This is a genomic window from Flavobacterium sp. (assembly GCF_031422135.1).
Classification (GTDB): Bacteria; Bacteroidota; Bacteroidia; order Flavobacteriales; family Flavobacteriaceae; genus Flavobacterium.
On sequence record NZ_JANOQD010000076.1, the window covers coordinates 35,478 to 55,711 of the forward strand.

Genomic DNA, 20,234 nt, shown 5'->3' on the forward strand with positions numbered 1-20,234 from the left:
AATTTCTTATTTAGCAATATTTACAGCTCGAGTCTCTCTAATTACAGTTACTTTAACTTGTCCTGGATAGGTCATTTCAGTTTGGATTTTTTGAGATATTTCAAAAGATAAGTTTGAAGCACTATCATCGCTTACTTTTTCACTTTCAACAATAACTCTTAATTCACGACCTGCTTGAATGGCATAAGCACTTTTAACGCCAGTAAATCCATAAGCTACTTCTTCTAAATCTTTTAAACGTTGAATGTATGAATCCAGAACTTGGCGTCTTGCACCCGGTCTTGCGCCTGAAATGGCATCACATACTTGTACAATTGGAGATAATAATGATTTCATTTCGATCTCATCGTGATGCGCACCAATGGCGTTGCAAACTTCTTCCTTTTCGCCATATTTTTCAGCCCACTGCATTCCTAAAAGTGCGTGAGGTAAATCGCTCTCTGCGTCTGGAACTTTTCCTATATCGTGAAGTAATCCAGCTCTTTTCGCTAGTTTTACATTTAGTCCTAATTCTGCTGCCATAATTCCACAAAGTTTTGAAACTTCGCGCGAGTGCTGTAGTAAGTTTTGACCATAAGAAGATCTGTATTTCATACGACCAACTACTTTTATTAATTCAGGATGCAAACCGTGGATTCCTAAATCGATTACAGTTCGTTTTCCTACTTCAGCAATCTCATCATCTATTTGTTTGGTGGTTTTTGCTACTACTTCTTCGATACGGGCTGGATGAATACGACCATCGGTTACTAATTTATGTAGTGCCAATCGAGCAATTTCTCTACGAACTGGATCAAAACAAGAAAGAATAATGGCTTCAGGGGTATCGTCAACAATAATTTCTACGCCAGTAGCAGCTTCGATTGCGCGAATGTTACGACCTTCACGTCCAATAATTCTTCCTTTTACATCGTCCGATTCGATATTAAAAACAGAAACACAATTTTCAACAGCTTCCTCTGTTCCTACACGTTGAATAGTGCTAATGATTATTTTTTTGGCTTCTTGATGTGCTGTAAGTTTTGCCTCTTCAATAGTTTCTTGAATGTGCGCCATTGCTTTAGTCTTAGCTTCAGCTTTTAAGCTTTCAATAAGCTGATTTTTTGCATCTTCAGCAGATAAACCGGAAATAACTTCTAGTTGATTGACTTGACTTTTATGCATTTTCTCTACTTCAACATACTTTCTGTCTAGAATTTCTAGTTTTGTTGTATATTCTGAGGTTTTTTCTTCATAATCATCATTTACTTTTTTGGCTTTTGAAAGTTCGCTCGAAAGTTGTGATTCTTTTACAAGAATTCTTTTTTCAACCTCAATGACCTTACGTTCTCTATTCGTTATTACTTGTTCGTGCTCGGTCTTGAGCTCAATAAATTTCTCTTTTGCCTGAAGTATTTTATCTTTTTTAATGTTTTCGGCTTCAAGATTCGCATCTTTTAGAACGGAGGCTGCTTCTTTTTTAGCGTTTTTTATAAGGTTTGAAACGTTACTTTTTTCAATAAATTTTGAAATCCCGAATCCTCCGCCTATTCCAGCAATTGCTGAAACTATAATTGTTAAAATGTCCATATTTGTTTTGGTTTATATATAAAAAACCTACACTAGTGGTATTGCATAAACTCTGATTGACAAGTTTTGAGCTAACTCGTTGTTCAAACTTCCTACTGAAAGGCTTGTTATAGAAACGAAGATTTACTCATTTTAATTTGTTAGTGTTGAGTTTATCAAATAAGTACTAATGTAGGTAGTATTTTAGTTTATGTAAAGAACGTGTTATTTTAGAAGATATTCACCTAATAATTCATTTAATTTTTCAAGTTTCAATAGCGTTGTTTCTTCTATTGTTGTCTTGTCAATTTGTTTTTGTTCTACTTGAGAAGCAAATTGTAAAGCGCACATTGCCAGTACATCTTGTTTGTCTCGTACGGCATAATTTTGTTCAAACTGTTTTATCATAGTATCAATTTTTTTAGAAGCACTTCGTAGTCCCTCTTCTTGACTTGGCTCCACTGTTAATGGATAAACTCGGTCTGCAATTGATATTTTTATTTTTAGTTTTTCACTCATTTTGCTTTCTAATCAGAAAGTTGTGCAATACAATAATCTATTTCTCTAATTAATGAATTTATTTTAAGCTTTGTATCCCTTTTGTATTCGTCACTACCTAATAATGAATTTGTAATTTTCATAGCGTCAAAATTAGATTTTACCTCTTTAATTTCTTGATTAAGATTTGAAACTATCTTTTCAGATTCATTAAGTTTTATTGATAAAATTCGATTTACTTCTTGTAAATCTTCCATTTTTTTTAAAAACTTTTCAAATCTATTTTCAAGAGAATCAACTATTTCTCTAATTTCACTCATTGCAATAAAAATTCATTACATAACTTCACAAAGTTAGTATTCCTATTCAATTATTGCAATAAGTTTACCATAAAAAATAAAAAATTATTATTTAAATGCTCTAATTGCTTTAAAACGTTGAGGTTAGTAATATGTATTTCCTTGTGTTTTTTTTAAAAGTATTCTTTATATTAGCGCAAATGTTTTTTATGAGATTTAGTGTTATTTTATGGTTTGTTTTTATTTCAGCTATTGGACAGGACAAGTATCCTAAGGATTATTTTCGTTCTCCTTTAGGAATTGCTACTAAAGTTTCTGGGTCTTTTGGTGAGTTAAGACCCAATCATTTTCATTCTGGACTCGACTTTAGAACGGATAAGCAAGAAGGATTGCCTGTTTATGCAAGTGCTGACGGTTTCGTGTCTAGAATCAAAATTTCAACAGGAGGCTACGGAAAGTCATTATATATAGATCATCCAAACGGATTCACTACGGTTTATGGTCACTTGCAGCAATGCAATCCAGAAATTCAAAAGCTTGTGAATGAGGAACATTATGATAAAAAAAATTATGAAATTGAGATTTTTCTAAAAGCCAATGAAATTTCGGTCAAAAAAGGAGATTTAATTGCATATTCAGGAAATACTGGAAGTTCAGGTGGGCCACATTTGCATTTTGAGTTCAGAGATACTAAAACAGAGAAAGTAATTAATCCACTTTTTTTTGGGTTTGATGCGGATATGAAAGATCAAAACCCTCCTGTAATTAATGGTTTGTTAGGATACAGTATGGATGATACTTCGCAAATAAATGGTTCAAACAAACCAGTTTTGATCCCGCTAACACTGCAAAAAGACGGAACATATCTCGCTGGTAAGGTGTTAGCTAGTGGGAAAATTTCTTTTGGGATTAATGCCTATGATACTTCAACAGAAAGCTACAGTAAAAATGGTATATTTAAATTAGATACTTATTTAAACGGAATGCCTTATTTTGGTTTCGAATTTGATTCTTTTTCATTCGATGAAACCAAATACATCAACACCTTTATAGATTATGAGATTTATAAATCACAGAAACAAAGATTTCAAAAACTTTTTTTAGGTTTATCCTATCCTAATAGCATTATGAAAATTACTAAAAATGATGGTATTATAAATGTTTCTACGAATTTGAACTTGAATTATAAAGTAATAGTTCAAGATTTTCATGGCAATAAAACCATTGTAAATATTCCTATTTCGTATGCTAATTTGCCAATAAAAATTAAAAAAGAAACAAACAAAACGCCATATTTTTTGAAAGCAAGAAATGACAATAGCTATTTTAAAGACGACATATCGTTATTTATTCCTGAAAAAACATTCAATGAAGATTTTTATTTAAAATTTAATGTAAAAGACAATCAGCTACTGCTAAATGAGAATGCAATAGCGGTAAACAATCACATGACAATTACCTTTGATGTCACTAAAATACCATCTGAAGAAAGAGAAAAAATGTTTATTGCCAATGTAAGTAATGGTATTTTAAGTTACAATACAACGTATAAAAAAGACGACAGTTTTTCAATTAAAACTAAAAATTTAGGTAAATTTTATATTACTTCTGATTCAATAGCTCCCAAAATTTATAAACCAAATTTTGAAGAAGGAAGCAATTTAGACACTCAAAAAACGTTACAGATTTATATTTCAGATAATTTATCGGGCATTAAAACATATAATGCATACTTGAACGGAGAATGGATTCTAATGGAATACGAAAGTAAATTGAATAGATTAAGACATAATTTGTCCGATGCGATTTATACAAATGGTAAAAATGAATTCAAAATTATTGTAACTGATAATTTAGGAAATTCAACCACTTTTGAATCCACTTTTACTAAAACAAAATAAACTATTTTGAAAACCAAAATCACCTTATTATTTTATTTATTTTCTACGTTTACTTTTGCACAATCTGCTAGAGTAAAAGGAATTGTGTTTGATGAATCGAATCAACCTGTTGAAAATGTGTCGGTTTCTTTTCAAGGGAATAACACAAAAACCAATGCTAGCGGTTTTTATATTCTAACTATTGCAAGTAATGTTAAATCGAATTTGAAATTTTCACATTTGGCACTAAAAAGTGCTGTAGTTTCATTGGAATTAAAATCGAATGACGACTATGAATTTAATATTGTTTTAAAGAACAATGTCGAACAAATGGGGGAAGTTGTCATCACAAACAACAATCGAAAAAGAGTGGAAGGTATAACCACAATTTCTCCAAGAGCTGTAAGGCTAATTCCAGGTGCCAATGCGGGTGTCGAAAACATTTTAAAAACATTGCCAGGGGTGTATTCAAATAATGAATTGAGTACTCAATATGCAGTTCGTGGTGGAAATTATGACGAAAATTTAGTGTATGTAAATGAAATTGAAGTGTATCGTCCCTTTTTAGTGCGTTCTGGACAACAAGAAGGCTTGAGTTTCACAAATACCGATTTGGTTCAAAGTATTGATTTTTCTGCGGGTGGTTTTCAAGCAAAATACGGTGATAAATTATCATCTGTATTAGATATTACATACCGTCGACCAACTAAATTCGGAGCGTCATTTGAAGCCAGTTTTCTTGGAGGAAGCCTTTCGGTTGATGCAGTTTCAAAAAATCAAAAATGGAGTGCAGTAACTGGAGTAAGATATCGTGACAATAGCTTACTTGTAAATAGCCAAGAAACAGAAACGAACTTTAGACCTCGTTTTGTGGATGTGCAATCGTGTGTAACTTATACGCCAAACACCAAATGGCAATTCAGCTTTCTGGGCAATGTTTCTCAAAACAAATACGATTACAAACCCGTATCCCGTCAAACTAATTTCGGAACATTGGAGGATCCTATCGCTCTTTTGGTTCAATATGACGGTCAAGAAAAAGATAAATACAACACGTTGTTCGGAGCATTAAAAACTACGTATGCGGTTAATGAAAATTTTGATTTAAAACTTATTCTTTCTGGATATCATACAACTGAACAAGAATATTTTGACATTTTAGCGGAATACAGATTGGGTTCTGTTGATACAAATCTGGGTTCAGAAAATTTTGGTAATGTTGATTTTTCACGAGGAATTGGATCACAACTTACACATGCTCGAAATGATTTAGATGCGGTTATTGCTAATGCTGAAATAAAAGGATTTCATAAAAACAATGAGACTCAAATCGAATGGGGATTTAAACTAACAAGGGAAGACATTCGTGATAGATTAATAGAGTGGGAGGTAATTGATTCCGCAGGATTCTCCTTAAATCCACCCATTATTGAATTGCCTAATAATGAGCAGCCCTATACTTCATATTCAGGGCCCTTGGCTCCTTATAACAACATTAGAGCTAAAAATTTTGCTACAATTGATAGAATTTCTGGATACGGACAATGGAGCAAAAGAGGTGCTTGGGGAGAACACGAAATTTTCACAAATATTGGAATTAGAGGACAACAATGGAGAGTTAGTGGCGATAATATAAATGGAGAAAGCCAGTTTGTGTTAAGTCCAAGAGTTCAATTTGCGATTAAACCAGATTGGGATATTGATATGTTGTTTCGTTTTTCTAACGGATTGTATTATCAACCACCATTTTATAGGGAATTGAGAAATGAGTTAGGTAAAGTTGTACCCAATGTAAAAGCGCAACAATCCATACACTATGTTTTAGGGAATGATTACAGTTTCAAAATGTGGCAACGTCCTTTCAAATTAGTAAGCGAGGCATATTACAAATTATTGGCTGATGTAAATCCGTATACACTTGATAATGTGAGAATCCGATACGAAGCAGCCAATAATGCTAAAGCCTATGTGCAAGGAATTGATTTGAGATTGAATGGAGAATTTGTTCCAGGGACAGAATCGTGGTTGAGTTTTGGATATTTAAAAACAGAAGAGAATATTGACAATAAAGGCTATATCGCTAGACCAACAGATCAACGATTAAAATTTGGAATTCTTTTTCAAGATTATATACCGAATATTCCAACTTTTAAAATGTATTTGAACTTAGTATACAATACAGGTTTACCAGGCGGTTCACCATCGTATGCCAACCCTTATGATTATTCCCAATTGCGATTAAGGGATTACCGTCGAGCAGATTTGGGTTTTTCGTATGTGTTCACCGATAGAGCTAGAGCAAAAGAAGAAGGGCATTGGTTAAAAAACTTTAAAGACCTATCGTTAGGATTGGAAATTTTTAATATGTTCAATAATCAAAACGCTATTACAAATACTTGGGTTCGTGACGTGTATTATAAAACACAAACCGCAGTGCCCAATTATTTAACTACTAGAGTTTTTAGTTTGAAGTTGAATGTAAAAATTTAAAATTATATATTTGATATAAAATACCGAATTATGAAATTAGTAATAAAATATAGTATAGCCTTATTATTTTTAGCAGTAAGTTGTCGTGAAGAAGCGGAAAAACCTAAAGTAATCTATGAAGATGCAAAACAAGCGGTAAAATCCGTAATTAAAGATACAACACAGATAAAAATTGCGGATTTGCCTGTGCACATGGAAGGGACTAACCACATTATTCATCCAATTGGAGATTACAGAATTTACGATAAATCTTCTAAAATGAGTTATAGTTCAGGTGGTTCTGGTGAAGGAAGTTTTACTATTTCAAATACAAGCGAATTTGAAATTACAGGGTATTTGAGTGATTTGAAGTTTCAAGAAATTGGTACAGATTCTTTAAAATCATTAACTGACAAACCAATTCTAATTCAAAGAGTAACCTACCTAAAAACAAAATCTGAAAATCCAAAATCCAAAATAATGGTTTATGTTCTGTCAGATTTAGACACTAACAAAGATGGTAAACTAGATTCAAACGATATTCAAACGTTATACATAAGCCAAGTCAGTGGGCAACGTTTTGCAAAATTATCAACTGAGTTGCAAGAACTATTAGATTGGAATTTTATAGAAGTTCAAAATAGATTGTACTTTAGAACTATTGAAGATATTAACAAAAATGGCGAGTTCGACAAAACAGACAAAGTGCATTATCAATATGTAAATCTATTGGATGCTGATTGGAAAATTGAAGAATATAAACCTATCTAAAAAGGTATTGAACTAAAAAAGGTTGAAATTTAATTTCAACCTTTTTTAGTTATAACATAGTCCAAAAAAAAAACTATTCAAAACTCTGCATTGTTACTAAATTTGAATAGGTTCCGTTCAATGCAAGCAATTCCGTATGAGTTCCTTGTTCTACAATTTCTCCTTTTTTCATCACAATAATCTTGTCTGCTTTTTGAATGGTTGACAATCGATGGGCAATAACAATCGATGTTCTATTCTGCATCATATTTTCAAGAGCAATTTGTACAAATTTTTCACTTTCGGTGTCTAATGCTGATGTGGCTTCGTCAAGTACCATTATTGGTGGATTTTTTAAAACCGCTCTGGCAATTGACAATCGCTGTTTTTGTCCACCTGAGAGCTTGTTTCCTGCATCACCAATATTTGTTTCGATTCCGTTGGGCAAATTTTGAACAAATTCTAAGGCATTAGCAATTTTAAGCGCCTCAAGAACCTCAGCATCTGTGGCATCTTCTTTACCCAGAAGAATATTATTTTTGATGGAGTCGTTAAATAAAATCGAATCTTGAGTAACTAACCCCATTAATCCACGCAATGATTCCAATTTTAAATCTTTAATATTAATACCATCAATCGTTATTGAGCCTTCATTGACATCATAAAAGCGAGTTAACAAATTGGCAATCGTACTTTTCCCTGAACCAGATTGTCCAACTAGCGCTACGGTTTTTCCTTTTGGAATGGCAATGGTAAAATTCTTTAAAACATTCTCCTCTTCATATCTAAAATTGATGTTTTTAATTTCAATGGTATCATCAAAAGTATTTTTTGTAATGGCATTTTTTTTCGATGTAATTGGGTTTTCAAACTCTAAAATTGACAAAACACGTTCCGCAGCTGCCATTCCGCTTTTGACTTGGTACGATGCTTTTGAAATGGCTTTTGCAGGCGTCAAAATATTGTAGGCTAATGCCATAAATACAATAAAGGTAGCTCCCTTTAAACTGTGATCTACTAAAACCATATTTCCACCATACCACAATAATACTGCAATGGTTACAATCCCTAAAAATTCACTCAAAGGAGATGCTAAGTTATTTTTGTTACCAATACTGTTTGATAATTTTACCAATCGATCAATGGAACTGCTAAATTTTTTACTAAAACGTCCTTCAGCATTATAACTTTTTACTACTTTCATTCCACTCAGTGTTTCTTCTAGTATCGAAATAAAATAACCTGATTCTGCTTGTGCTCGTTCTGATTTAGATTTTAAATTCTTACCCAATCTCGAAATAATAAATCCAGAAACTGGAATAAACAAGAAAACAAAAATAGTCAGTTTTACACTTAGTGAAAACATTGTGGCTATCGTGAAAACAATAGTAAGAGGTTCACGAACAATGAGTTCCATTACGGAGAAAAATGAATTTTGGAATTCGCCTACATCTCCTAACATTCGAGCCATTACATCGCCTTTTCTTTTTTCAGAATAAAAACCAATAGGCAAGGAGATAATTTTGTTAAATAATTTGACTCTCATATCTTTCAATACACCATTCCGCAAGTGCATTATGTGTAATGAGGCCAGATAATTGAATAAATTTTTAAGTAAAAAAGTGACTATTATAATTGAAATTACTAACAGAAGTGCAAATTCTGGACCTTTTGTATCGGTTAATTTGGTAATGTAAAAGTACAAGTAATCTTCTCCAAACTTAGTTATTTTAAAAATCCCTTGGTATACAGGTTTAGTAGTAACCTTTCTGGTTTCATTAAAAAGGACTTGCATCATAGGTGCTAATGCTACAAATGATAAAGTACTGAATAAGGCATAAAGGATATTGAAAATAATATTCCAAATGGCATTTCTTTTATAGGGTAATACAAAAGGTATGATTTTTTTAATGTTTTCCATCTAGTTCAATTGCATTTCAGCAATAATATTTTTGATTTTGTTATTCAAAAGAGTTTCGGCATCAGCAATTTCTGAAATGTTCTCTATGGCACAATTCACGCTAAAGTAAAACTTTATTTTGGGTTCTGTACCACTTGGTCGAGCGCAAATTTTACTTCCGTCTTCTAAATAGTAAATCAACACATTCGATTTTGGAATATTAAGCGCTTCTATCTCATTATCTAATAGATTTTTAGCCGTCGAATTTTCATAATCTTCAATAAAAACAACTCTTTCTCCGTTAATTTCTTTTAAAGGATTTTCTCGCAAATCTACCATCATTTGTTTGATTTCACTGGCGCCATCTATTCCTTTTTTAGTAATCGAAATCAAATGTTCTTTATAAAAACCAAAATCAACATACATTTGAAGTAATTCTTGGTATACAGAACTTCCTCTTTCTTTGGCTTGAGCTGCTATTTCGCAAACTAAAAGTGTGGCAGCCACAGCATCTTTGTCACGAACGGCATCACCAACCATAAATCCGAAACTTTCTTCGCCACCACCTATAAATTTTTGGTTCGGAAAATCCTTGATAAACTTAGCAATCCACTTGAAACCTGTCAAACCCACTTTACATTCCACACCAAAACCAGAAGCCAGTTCCAGCATCATTGGTGTTGAAACTATGGTAGAGCCTATGAATTCTGTTCCAGTAATCTTACCTTGTTTTTGCCATTGTTGCAACAAAAAGTGAGTCATAATAACCATACTTTGGTTGCCGTTTAGTAAAATCATTTTGCCTTCGGTATTTCTCACAGCAACACCCAATCGATCAGAATCTGGATCGGTTCCTACAACAATATCTGCATTTGTTTTTTCGGCTAATGACAGTGCTAAAGTCAAAGCTTCTGGTTCTTCTGGATTTGGTGATTTCACAGTTGGGAAATTTCCGTCAGGAACCGCTTGTTCGGCAACAATATGCACCTTTTTATATCCTGCTTTTTCCAGAACTTCTGGAATCGACTTTATCGATGTACCATGCAATGACGTATAAACAATTGTCAAACTGTCTTTGGCAGAAACCGAAGTGTTAAAACTTGCATTTTCAATAGACGATTTTACAAAAGCGGCATCCACTTCAATATCAATATATTCAATCAAGTTTTCATTGGCTTCAAACTTAATTTGGTCATAATTCAAAGCTTCAATTATTTCAATAATTTCTCCATCTTGTGGCGGAACCAGTTGTCCGCCGTCTTGCCAATACACTTTATAACCATTGTACTCCGGTGGATTGTGCGATGCTGTCAATACAATTCCAGCGTGACAAGCCAAATGTTTCACTGCAAACGATAATTCTGGAGTAGTTCGCATCTCAGAAAACAAAAATACTTTAATCCCATTTGCCGAAAAAACATCAGCCACAACTTTAGCCAATGTATCGCTATTATGACGGCAATCATAAGCAATAGCCACTTTAATTTGCTCGTTTGGAAACGATTTATGCAAATAATCAGACAACCCTTGCGTGTTTTTTCCTAACGTATATTTGTTAATTCTATTGGTTCCAGCACCCATAATTCCTCGCATTCCACCGGTTCCAAATTCTAGATTTTTATAAAAACAATCTTCCAATTCTTTGGGTGAAGAAGTCATCATATTCTTAATTTCTTCTTGCGTTTGCATATCAAAAGTTGGCGAGAGCCAAATATTTACAGCATCTAATATATTTTGTGGTATGTGCATTTTTATTTTGTTTTTGGAGCTATTTCCAGCTTTTCGTTGTAATCTTTTCTTTTTTTAAAGAAAAAAAAGAAAAGGATTTTCACTGCAATCTGGGCTAGTAGCCGTGTCGTGAATACGTATTGTTATAAATTTATTTCTTTCGAAACCTTGTACCGTTCTTCGTTGTTTTTAGTTCTCAAAATAATTTCGCCCAGAAAACCAGCCAAAAACAATTGAGTTCCTATTATCATAGTAGTTAAAGCAATGTAAAACCAAGGATTTTCGGTTACTAAAATAGTTTCTTGATTCAAATAAAACAACCGAATCAATTTTGAAACACCAATGTATCCAGCCGATAAAAAACCAATAAAAAACATAACCGTTCCCAAAGCACCAAAAAGATGCATTGGACGTTTTCCAAACTTGGACAGAAACCAAATCGTAATCAAATCTAAAAAGCCATTAATAAAACGACTCATTCCAAATTTAGATTCACCATATTTTCTGGCTTGATGCTGCACTACTTTTTCACCAATATTAGAAAAACCAGCATTTTTTGCCAAAACAGGAATGTAGCGGTGCATTTCACCTGAAACTTCAATGTTTTTTATTACTACTTTTTTGTAAGCTTTCAATCCACAATTAAAATCATTCAATTGCACACCAGAAGTTTTTCTTGCCGCTGCATTAAACAATTTTGAAGGCAAGTTCTTGGTCACAGCATTATCATATCGCTTCTTTTTCCAGCCAGAAACTAAATCATAGTTTTCATTGGTAATCATAGCATACAATCCTGGAATCTCATCTGGACTGTCTTGTAAATCCGCATCCATAGTAATCACAACATCCCCTTCTGCTTTAGCAAAACCAGCGTGCAAGGCTTGGGATTTTCCGTAATTTCTCAAAAACCGAATTCCTTTTACATTTGGATTCTCTTTGGATAAATTTTCGATAGTTTGCCAAGAACTGTCTGTACTTCCGTCATCAATAAAAATAACTTCATAAGTAAAGTTGTTTTCTTGCATCACTTTTGCAATCCAAGTTGTTAATTCTGGCAACGATTCTTGCTCGTTTAGTAAAGGAATTATAATGGCTAAATTCACTGTTATTGGTATGATGGTTTAGACTTAAAAATGGCAGCGAGTATTAATCCAAAAATACAACTAAATAAAATACTGAATATAGACCCTTGCAATAGTTTTGATATTGAAAATTGATCCGTTGCTTCTAAATCTGCCACAGCTTTATTAATCTCTGATGCAGGAGTGCCAAATTTTTGTAGCATTTCGACAGTATATTTCATTGTTAACTCTTTGATTGTCTCTTTCGCATCCGGATCAATATAATTAAATAAAATAATATTAAACACCACCGAAATTAATATCCCAATTACAGCCGATATAAAATAAGTGGTAAAAGCTTCTTTGAATGAAAAGATTCCTTTTAATTCTTTTTTGGTTTTCGAAAGTAAAATACAACCTAAAACAATATAAAAAGCAATACTTAAAAGTCCAATCCACCAAGAGGTAAAAAATTTCAAATCAATCACATATATTAAAGTTGTAATAAGTAAGGAGACTACTCCAGTTATTATACCATAATTTATACCGTTACGTTTAATTATTTCGTTCATTATTCAGTTTTTAATTAATTTACAAATATAGGAATTATACATTATCTTTAATTAGTTAGTTAAAACGAAAAAAAGTTACATAAATATTTGATTTCTAAAAAATAATTGTACTTTTGCAAACTGAAATAATAAAATTAATAAATAAAAAGTTGTTGTTAGTTTATACCTTTTTGAAATAAAAGCTTCAAAATTAATTGCAACCATAAAAAAGAGTACCATGAAAAAAGGAGTTCACCCAGAAAATTACAGATTAGTTGCATTTAAAGACATGTCAAACGAAGACGTTTTTATCACTAAATCTACAGTAGAAACTAAAGAAACTATCACGCACGAAGGTGTTGAATATCCAGTTTTCAAAATGGAGATTTCTAGAACTTCTCATCCTTTTTACACAGGTAAATCTAAACTTATCGATACTGCAGGACGTATTGATAAATTTAAAAACAAATACGCTAAATTCAGCAAATAATTGCTGGTTTGATAGATACAGAAGCCTTTCGGAAACGAAAGGCTTTTTTTTATTTTTATCTTCTTCAAAACTTTGTAACTTTGGAATGTTTAATCGGATAACTATTTAATTGGTTAAAAGGTCTAACAAATAAATGATTAACCAACAAAACAAATCAACGCAAAATGAACTATATACTTTTTGACGGAACTGTCCGCAACGCATTATTACCATTCACATTTACAAGACCTGTAGCTGATATTCGTGTTGGAATTTTAACCATTCGAGAAAAATGGGAAAAATATTTGGGTTCTACTACAACTACATTGACCGAAGAATATCTTTCAGAGAAATTCCCAATGGTAGAATTGGAAGAAAATGTAATGATTAATGCGTCTTTTTTACCAAACGATGTTTTATCTGAAATGGTTAGCAGTTTAGAAGCAAATCAAGCGATTTTTCAAAATGATGAAGTTGTTGCTTTTTTTACTACAGATACTCAGGAGGAAGTTGATTTTGACACCTATGAAATTATTGAGTTTACGGAAGAATGTTTAAAAATTGAACATACTTGGGATATTTTTTCAAAAAATGACGCTGCTCTTCGTGAAGATTTTGAATTAATTACCGAAGGAAGAACCTCGCAACCCATTCCTAAAAGCGTCAATGTAATATCTCCTTCAACTATTTTCATTGAAGAAGGTGCAAAACTTGAATTTGTTACTCTAAATGCATCGACTGGCCCAATATATATAGGTAAAAATGCCGAAATTATGGAAGGTTCTGTTATTCGTGGGCCATTTGCACTATGCGAATCAGGTCGGGTTAAAATGGCAGCAAAAATATATGGCGCAACTACTGTTGGTCCACATTCTGTTGTTGGTGGTGAAGTAAGTAATTCCGTTTTATTTGGGTATTCAAACAAAGGCCACGATGGATTTTTAGGAAATTCAGTACTTGGTGAGTGGTGTAATATTGGCGCTGACAGTAATAATTCCAACTTGAAAAACAACTACGAAGAAGTCAGACTCTGGAGTTATGAAACCGAAGGCTTTGCAAAAACTGGATTGCAGTTTTGCGGCTTAATGATGGGAGATCATAGCAAATGCGGTATTAATACGATGTTCAATACTGGAACGGTTGTAGGTGTTTCTGCAAATATTTTTGGATCTGGATTTCCTCGCAATTTTGTTTCTAGTTTTTCTTGGGGTGGCGCATCCGGATTTACGGCCTATTTGACTAAAAAAGCATTTGAAGTGGCAAAAATCGTGATGGCAAGACGTCAAGTTGAATTTACAGAACAAGAGGCTAAAATTTTAGAACACGTTTTTGAAGAAGAAAAAAAATGGATAAAAGAATAAGTTATGATCAGATTACTATAAAAAAAATGGATAAAAGAATTTGTTGTCCTTGAAACTATTAAAGATATAGGTACATCAACTTAAAAATAAAACAATTTATTGATATGTAAGTTCTTAAGAATTTTCTAAAATCAAAATTTGTATGTAATTTTGCAAACTCAATTTTTTGACAACGATTTCATTAATTGAGCTATCTTATGCAAAACAAAAAAAAAGTTGCCTTTTACACTCTTGGCTGTAAACTAAATTTCTCTGAAACATCAACTATTGCAAGAAGTTTTCAAGACGAAGGTTTTGATCGTGTTGATTTTGAACAAGTTGCTGATATTTATGTTATTAATACATGTTCCGTTACTGAAAATGCAGACAAACAATTCAAACAAGTGGTGCGCAAGGCTATGAAGTTGAACGACAAAGCATTTGTGGCAGCTGTGGGTTGTTATGCTCAGTTGAAACCTGAGGAATTAGCTGCTGTCGATGGAGTAGATTTAGTTTTGGGTGCTACCGAAAAATTCAAAATCACAGATTATTTAAACGATTTGTCCAAAAATGATATGGGCGAAGTGCATTCTTGCGAAATTTCTGAAGCTGATTTCTACGTAGGAAGCTATTCTATTGGAGACAGAACCCGTGCTTTTTTGAAAGTTCAAGATGGCTGTGATTATAAATGTACCTATTGCACGATTCCACTTGCAAGAGGAATTTCTCGTTCTGATGCCTTGGAAAATGTCCTAAAAAACGCCAAAGAAATATCGGAACAAGGAATCAAAGAAATTGTTTTAACAGGTGTAAATATAGGCGATTACGGAAAAGGTGAATTTGGAAACAAAAAACACGAACATACATTCTTGGAATTAGTACAAGAATTGGATAAAATTGAAGGTATCGAACGTTTGCGAATCTCATCAATCGAGCCCAATTTATTGAAAAATGAAACTATTGAATTTGTATCAGAAAGTCGCACTTTTGTGCCTCATTTTCATATTCCATTGCAATCAGGAAGCAATGAAATTTTAAAACTGATGAAACGCCGTTACCAACGGGAAGTTTATGTGGAACGTGTCAATAAAATCCGTGAAGTAATGCCTCATGCGTGCATAGGTGTTGATGTTATTGTTGGTTTTCCTGGCGAAACGGATGAATTTTTCTTAGAAACATATAATTTTTTGAACGAATTGGATATTTCATATTTACACGTTTTTACCTATTCGGAACGTGACAATACCGAAGCCGCATTGATGGAAAATGTTATTCCTGCAAATGTTCGTGCCAAACGTAGTAAAATGTTACGTGGTTTATCTGTTAAAAAACGTCGTGCATTTTACGAATCACAAATTGGAACCAACAGAACCGTTTTATTTGAAAGTGAAAACAAAGAAGGATACATTCACGGATTTACCGAAAATTATGTAAAAGTAAAAACGCCTTGGAATCCTGAACTTGTCAATACATTGCAGGAAATTAATTTGACAAAAATTGATGATGATGGAAGTGTAAGAATGGATTTTTTGAACATTAATGTAAATCGCAATTCATAATTGACTCAATATTTATAATGAAATCTAATTTTAGTAATTCTAAAAACTGTTTCGCCATATTGTTCAATAAATTCAAATTTATTTCTTCCAGGTTCCACAAGACTAATTATTGCGGTAGCAGAAATCTCGTAATACATTGTATTGCCTTCCAGCATAAATTTTCCACCATTATTTCGGTAAGCAGATCTCTGTAAAGTGAATTCGGATAGGTTCCAAGTAGTTAAATTCGGATCAAAATTATCGATTTCTGTAGTTATACCTTCTGTAATTTCAGTTTTGCAGCCATAATATTTTTCGATATCTTCGAAAAAGGAAATTATTTTTTGATTGGTTTCTTCAGAATTCATTTTATAATTTTTTTAAATCTTTACGAAATGACTCTCAAAGTAAACCTAAATTTTAATACCAGGTGGTAATAAATCTCTGTAAGTAGTATTTTTTCTAAAAAAAAGTGCGATTTTTGGTAAAATAGGAACGACTTTTAGTTTGCGTTCGTATGCTATTTCCATAATATTTTTAAGCAAATCGGAAATAAATTCCTCGTTATCAAAATTTTCTGGGGTGTTTATTCTAGTTAAGAAAATTTTCTTTTCTTGAAACGAATATTCTAACGTTACTAAACCTTCGTCGACCAAAGTTTCAAATTGTCTGGAGAATGTATTGTCTTTGATTTCCATATTTTTTTGATAAAATAATATTTACTGTATTGAAAAATCAATCTAATCAATTATTTTTATGCAAAAATAAGCATAATAAATGGCTTTAATTAAATTTAGATAAATAATGAGTAAAATTCACGTTTATTTTATGCCAGGAATGGCAGCAAGTTCATTAATTTTTGAAAGAATAAAACTTCCTGAAGATGTTTTTGAAACCCATTTGCTAGATTGGTTTATGCCTGAAAAATCACAAACTCTCGAAGAATATGCCAAACAAATGGCGTTGAATGTGAAACACGATAATGCGGTTTTAATAGGAGTTTCGTTTGGTGGAATATTGGTACAAGAAATGGCACCGTTTTTAAACTTGAAAAAATTAATTATAATTTCGAGTGTTAAAAATAATTCTGAATTGCCACAAAGAATGAAACTCGCCAAAACCACCAAAGCATACAAACTGTTGCCAACAGGAATGGCTCAAAATTTAGAAGTACTGTCTAAATATGCCTTTGGAGCTGTTGTAAAACAACGATTAAAACTGTATGAAAAATACATGTCGATGCGTGATAAAATCTATTTGGATTGGTCGATTGAGCAAATTATTAATTGGTCTCGAACTCAAACTGATGAAAACGTAATCCATATACATGGCGATGCGGATGAGGTTTTCCCTATAAAAAATATAAAAAATGCAATTCCTTTAAAAGAAGCTACGCATATTATGATTTTAAATCGATACAAATGGTTTAATTCTAATTTACCTGACATTATACTCAAATAACAACTCCTTTTTAGTATTTTTACATTTCAAATACTAAGAAATGAAAGCAATTAATAAAATAGTCATGCTAATTGGAATTTTATTTTTGAGTGGAATTCTTATTTATGCCACTTCAAATGATACAATTTCTAAAATAGGCACACCGAATTATTTTCCTGAAAAAATTGATTTTGCTGGTGAAGAAACCCCATTGCAAATTGCAGATGTTCACGAACGAATGGACAGAGAACTCTTGATTAATGCTAACCTGCATTCTTCGACTATATTAATACTAAAAAGAGCTAATAAATTTTTCCCAATAATTGAACCCATCCTAGCTCGTAATAATGTTCCAGACGATTTTAAATATTTGGCAGTTATCGAAAGCTCACTAATCACAACCTCAGTTTCAAAAGCAGGAGCCAGTGGGATATGGCAATTTATGTCGCAAACAGCTCGCGAAAAAGGATTGGAAGTTTCGGAAAACGTAGATGAAAGGTATCATCTTGAAAAGGCTACAGAAGCAGCTTGTAAATATTTGCTTGCAGCCAAAGAAAGATTTGGATCATGGACTTTAGCTGCTGCTTCGTACAATGGAGGAACGGCAGGAATTTCTAATAAAATTCAAGAACAACAAGTCTCAAATTATTATGATTTATTATTGGTGGACGAAACTTCACGTTATGTTTTTAGAATTTTAGCATTGAAAGAGATTATGAAAAATCCAACTTTGTATGGTTTTGATTTGAAAACTACAGATTTATATAAAAATCAACCTATACGAAAAATAGAAATTGACAGTTCTATAAATAATTTAGCTTTGTTTGCAAAAAATCAAGGTATAAATTATAAAATTCTAAAGCAGCATAATCCTTGGTTGCGGGACAAGAAATTAGATAATTTGAAGAAGAAAACATACACAATAGAAATTCCGACTTCTGGATATTAATACATTTAGGCTATGACAACAACAACAATACTTTCTCTTATAGTTATTGGAATACTTGCAGGAATACTAAGTGGATTGGTTGGTGTTGGTGGCGGAATTATAATGGTACCACTACTTATATTATTCTTAGGATTTAATCAGCATCAAGCACAAGGAACGAGTTTAGCGGTCTTGGTAGTTCCAGTTACTGCATTAGCCGTTTTTAATTATTATAAGCAAGGATATATAAACTGGAAATACGCATTGATTATTGCTGTGTTTTTCGTTATTGGAGGTTACTTCGGAAGTAAATTAGCAATTAGTTTTGATCAAAAAACACTCAAAAAAATATTTTCTGTTGTATTAATTATAATTGCTGGAAAATTCCTTTTGGAAAAGTAATATTTAGTTTGTAGTTAATTGTTCTTTGGAAATATTTTTTTCAATAAGTAGACTACTCAAACCTTCCCTAAAAACATTGTAGTTCATTGTGTAAGCTTTCACATAAGTGCTTTTTAGAGCAGGTTGTGCGCCACCCCTCTTAATGTTAACTACTTTTAAATTTTCATCTAAAAAGTAGGAGGTAGGAAACCCAAGAGAATGTTTCATATTTGCCACTATAGTAGCGTCGTTTTTATAAGTTTCGTGTGCATAACAAACTTGTATGTTATGATTAAAACTTTTAGCAATTTTTTTTATATCATGTTTTTTGTCCCAAAACAGGAGTACAAACTGTACGTCTTTTGCATATTTTTGCGCTAATTTGTTTAGAGCAGGGAACTCACCTTTGCTTGGAGCGCACCATGAGGCATAAGTCAAAATAAAAATTGGCTTTTTAAAAGAGCTTAACTTAACTTTTTTTCTAGAAATACTTTTAAAAGTATAATCCTCAAATTTTGTACCTACTAAATGGTTTGAGACTAGAGAATCAAATAAAATTTGACCTTCATTCAGGTTTCTATTTTCAAAAGCTATGTCACTCTTAATATTGTATTTTTTTAGATGCATTTTTATGGCATCATTAAAGTTTATTTGCTCGTCTTGGCAAAAACCAATCGACAATGTAAAGATACATAGCAATAACGAGTATAATGTTTTCATTTTCAATAAGAAACTTATTTTCAAATATAAATTAAATATTGAATATTAAATTACTTTATCGTTATAGTGTGAAAATTTACCGATTATTAACGTTTTTAAATAAAAAAACCACATAAAAAATGTGGCTTTAGCATTTATGTTTAATAAAGCTATATTTTTTTCATTTGATCTTTCATCATTTTGATTTGATCTTTTAGCATATTTTGTTTGTCTAATTTTTTCACTTCTGTTAATAAGTTTGTTGCTTCAATTTTGCGTCTTCTACTCAAAGCAATTCCAGCCAGATTCAATTTTGCTAAAGCCAAATCTTGATCCATATTTAAACCCAAAGAAATCGCTTTTTTAAAATATTTTTCTGCTTGTATCAAATTGGTTTGCGAAAGCATCAAACCATGTAAGTAATTAAAGTAACCTTGCTGTTTTTGTACCAAGGCTGTTTCTGGGTTTTTAATCTTATCTAGCCAATTTTTTGCCCCAGCAAAGTCTTGTTTTCTCAATTTTAAAAAAGCCAACAGGATAAACTCGTTTTTAAAATAAAGAAAAATTGGAATTACAGACAATAAAATCAAGAAAATTCCATTCCCAATATTTCCTTCAGTAAATTGCCAAATCCCAGTAAATATAATCAATGCAGCTATTGCGAGCTTAATATTTCTATGAAACATAATAGTATTTTTATAATGAATGGCAAATATAGTAAAAGAATTAAAATATTTTTCACAAAACTACTTGCA

20 protein-coding genes are annotated in these 20,234 nt (G+C 32.2%); 9 read left to right on the plus strand and 11 right to left on the minus strand.

What is annotated here, in order from left to right:
- Positions 1 to 6 precede the first annotated feature (6 nt).
- From rny to RMO70_RS10360, 3 genes are all read right to left on the minus strand, one after another.
- Positions 7 to 1,569: a ribonuclease Y gene (gene rny / locus RMO70_RS10350; protein WP_310556363.1), complete on the minus strand. Its 1,563-nt coding sequence runs from the start codon at positions 1,567 to 1,569 to the stop codon at positions 7 to 9.
- A gap of 204 nt (positions 1,570 to 1,773) precedes the next feature.
- The gene (locus RMO70_RS10355) at positions 1,774 to 2,067 is read right to left on the minus strand and encodes a cell division protein ZapA (RefSeq protein ID WP_310556364.1); all 294 of its coding nucleotides are present in this window, start codon (positions 2,065 to 2,067) and stop codon (positions 1,774 to 1,776) included.
- 8 nt (positions 2,068 to 2,075) lie between these two features.
- Positions 2,076 to 2,366, minus strand: coding sequence for a hypothetical protein (locus RMO70_RS10360; RefSeq protein ID WP_310556365.1), 291 nt, complete (start codon positions 2,364 to 2,366; stop codon positions 2,076 to 2,078).
- 188 nt (positions 2,367 to 2,554) lie between these two features.
- On the opposite strand from RMO70_RS10360, the gene RMO70_RS10365 reads away from it, so the two are divergent.
- The 3 genes from RMO70_RS10365 to RMO70_RS10375 are packed head-to-tail and all read left to right on the plus strand — an operon-like array spanning position 2,555 to position 7,465.
- Positions 2,555 to 4,246 (plus strand): M23 family metallopeptidase, encoded by a 1,692-nt coding sequence (locus RMO70_RS10365; RefSeq protein WP_310556366.1) that lies wholly within the window; start codon positions 2,555 to 2,557, stop codon positions 4,244 to 4,246.
- Between the two features lie 6 nt (positions 4,247 to 4,252).
- A complete protein-coding gene (locus RMO70_RS10370) occupies positions 4,253 to 6,715 on the plus strand; it encodes a carboxypeptidase-like regulatory domain-containing protein (RefSeq protein WP_310556367.1) in 2,463 nt (820 codons plus the stop codon).
- Positions 6,716 to 6,745: 30 nt separating this feature from the next.
- Entirely contained in the window at positions 6,746 to 7,465 is a 720-nt protein-coding gene (locus RMO70_RS10375) for a hypothetical protein (RefSeq protein ID WP_310556368.1), read from the plus strand.
- A gap of 73 nt (positions 7,466 to 7,538) precedes the next feature.
- Here RMO70_RS10375 and RMO70_RS10380 read toward each other — a convergent pair whose 3' ends face one another.
- The 4 genes from RMO70_RS10380 to RMO70_RS10395 form a co-directional block, all read right to left on the minus strand.
- Positions 7,539 to 9,365, minus strand: coding sequence for an ABC transporter ATP-binding protein (locus RMO70_RS10380; RefSeq protein WP_310556369.1), 1,827 nt, complete (start codon positions 9,363 to 9,365; stop codon positions 7,539 to 7,541).
- A complete protein-coding gene (locus tag RMO70_RS10385; protein ID WP_310556370.1) occupies positions 9,366 to 11,093 on the minus strand; it encodes a phospho-sugar mutase in 1,728 nt (575 codons plus the stop codon).
- Between the two features lie 122 nt (positions 11,094 to 11,215).
- Positions 11,216 to 12,175 carry a glycosyltransferase family 2 protein gene (locus RMO70_RS10390; protein WP_310556371.1) on the minus strand — a complete coding sequence of 320 codons (960 nt, stop codon included), beginning with the start codon at positions 12,173 to 12,175 and terminating at the stop codon, positions 11,216 to 11,218.
- A gap of 2 nt (positions 12,176 to 12,177) precedes the next feature.
- Positions 12,178 to 12,705, minus strand: a complete 528-nt coding sequence (locus tag RMO70_RS10395) for a DUF4199 domain-containing protein (RefSeq protein ID WP_310556372.1) — start codon at positions 12,703 to 12,705, stop codon at positions 12,178 to 12,180.
- 217 nt (positions 12,706 to 12,922) lie between these two features.
- Here RMO70_RS10395 and RMO70_RS10400 point away from each other — a divergent pair, with 217 nt between their 5' ends.
- The 3 genes from RMO70_RS10400 to mtaB all read left to right on the plus strand — a co-directional run bounded on the left by RMO70_RS10400 (position 12,923) and on the right by mtaB (position 16,052).
- A complete protein-coding gene (locus tag RMO70_RS10400) occupies positions 12,923 to 13,174 on the plus strand; it encodes a type B 50S ribosomal protein L31 (protein WP_310556373.1) in 252 nt (83 codons plus the stop codon).
- Positions 13,175 to 13,338: 164 nt separating this feature from the next.
- A complete protein-coding gene (locus tag RMO70_RS10405) occupies positions 13,339 to 14,514 on the plus strand; it encodes a GlmU family protein (protein ID WP_310556374.1) in 1,176 nt (391 codons plus the stop codon).
- A 197-nt stretch (positions 14,515 to 14,711) separates the two neighbouring features.
- Positions 14,712 to 16,052, plus strand: coding sequence for a tRNA (N(6)-L-threonylcarbamoyladenosine(37)-C(2))-methylthiotransferase MtaB (mtaB, locus tag RMO70_RS10410; protein ID WP_310556375.1), 1,341 nt, complete (start codon positions 14,712 to 14,714; stop codon positions 16,050 to 16,052).
- Positions 16,053 to 16,057: 5 nt separating this feature from the next.
- On the opposite strand, the gene RMO70_RS10415 is transcribed toward mtaB, so the two are convergent.
- Both RMO70_RS10415 and RMO70_RS10420 read right to left on the minus strand, forming a co-directional pair.
- The gene (locus RMO70_RS10415) at positions 16,058 to 16,399 is read right to left on the minus strand and encodes a hypothetical protein (RefSeq protein WP_310556376.1); all 342 of its coding nucleotides are present in this window, start codon (positions 16,397 to 16,399) and stop codon (positions 16,058 to 16,060) included.
- A gap of 45 nt (positions 16,400 to 16,444) precedes the next feature.
- Positions 16,445 to 16,729 carry an N-acetyltransferase gene (locus tag RMO70_RS10420; RefSeq protein WP_310556377.1) on the minus strand — a complete coding sequence of 95 codons (285 nt, stop codon included), beginning with the start codon at positions 16,727 to 16,729 and terminating at the stop codon, positions 16,445 to 16,447.
- Positions 16,730 to 16,835: 106 nt separating this feature from the next.
- Between RMO70_RS10420 and RMO70_RS10425 the strand changes: the two genes are divergently transcribed.
- From RMO70_RS10425 to RMO70_RS10435, 3 genes are read left to right on the plus strand one after another with little or no spacing between them, the layout of a single operon-like run.
- Positions 16,836 to 17,492 carry an alpha/beta hydrolase gene (locus RMO70_RS10425; protein ID WP_310556378.1) on the plus strand — a complete coding sequence of 219 codons (657 nt, stop codon included), beginning with the start codon at positions 16,836 to 16,838 and terminating at the stop codon, positions 17,490 to 17,492.
- 40 nt (positions 17,493 to 17,532) lie between these two features.
- Positions 17,533 to 18,420, plus strand: coding sequence for a lytic transglycosylase domain-containing protein (locus RMO70_RS10430; protein ID WP_310556379.1), 888 nt, complete (start codon positions 17,533 to 17,535; stop codon positions 18,418 to 18,420).
- Between the two features lie 12 nt (positions 18,421 to 18,432).
- Entirely contained in the window at positions 18,433 to 18,801 is a 369-nt protein-coding gene (locus tag RMO70_RS10435) for a sulfite exporter TauE/SafE family protein (protein ID WP_310556380.1), read from the plus strand.
- Between the two features lie 3 nt (positions 18,802 to 18,804).
- Here the strand turns inward: RMO70_RS10435 and RMO70_RS10440 are convergent, their stop codons facing one another.
- Positions 18,805 to 19,500, minus strand: a complete 696-nt coding sequence (locus tag RMO70_RS10440) for a TlpA disulfide reductase family protein (RefSeq protein WP_310556381.1) — start codon at positions 19,498 to 19,500, stop codon at positions 18,805 to 18,807.
- Between the two features lie 149 nt (positions 19,501 to 19,649).
- The gene (locus tag RMO70_RS10445; protein ID WP_310556382.1) at positions 19,650 to 20,165 is read right to left on the minus strand and encodes a DUF2892 domain-containing protein; all 516 of its coding nucleotides are present in this window, start codon (positions 20,163 to 20,165) and stop codon (positions 19,650 to 19,652) included.
- Between the last annotated feature and the right edge of the window lie 69 nt (positions 20,166 to 20,234).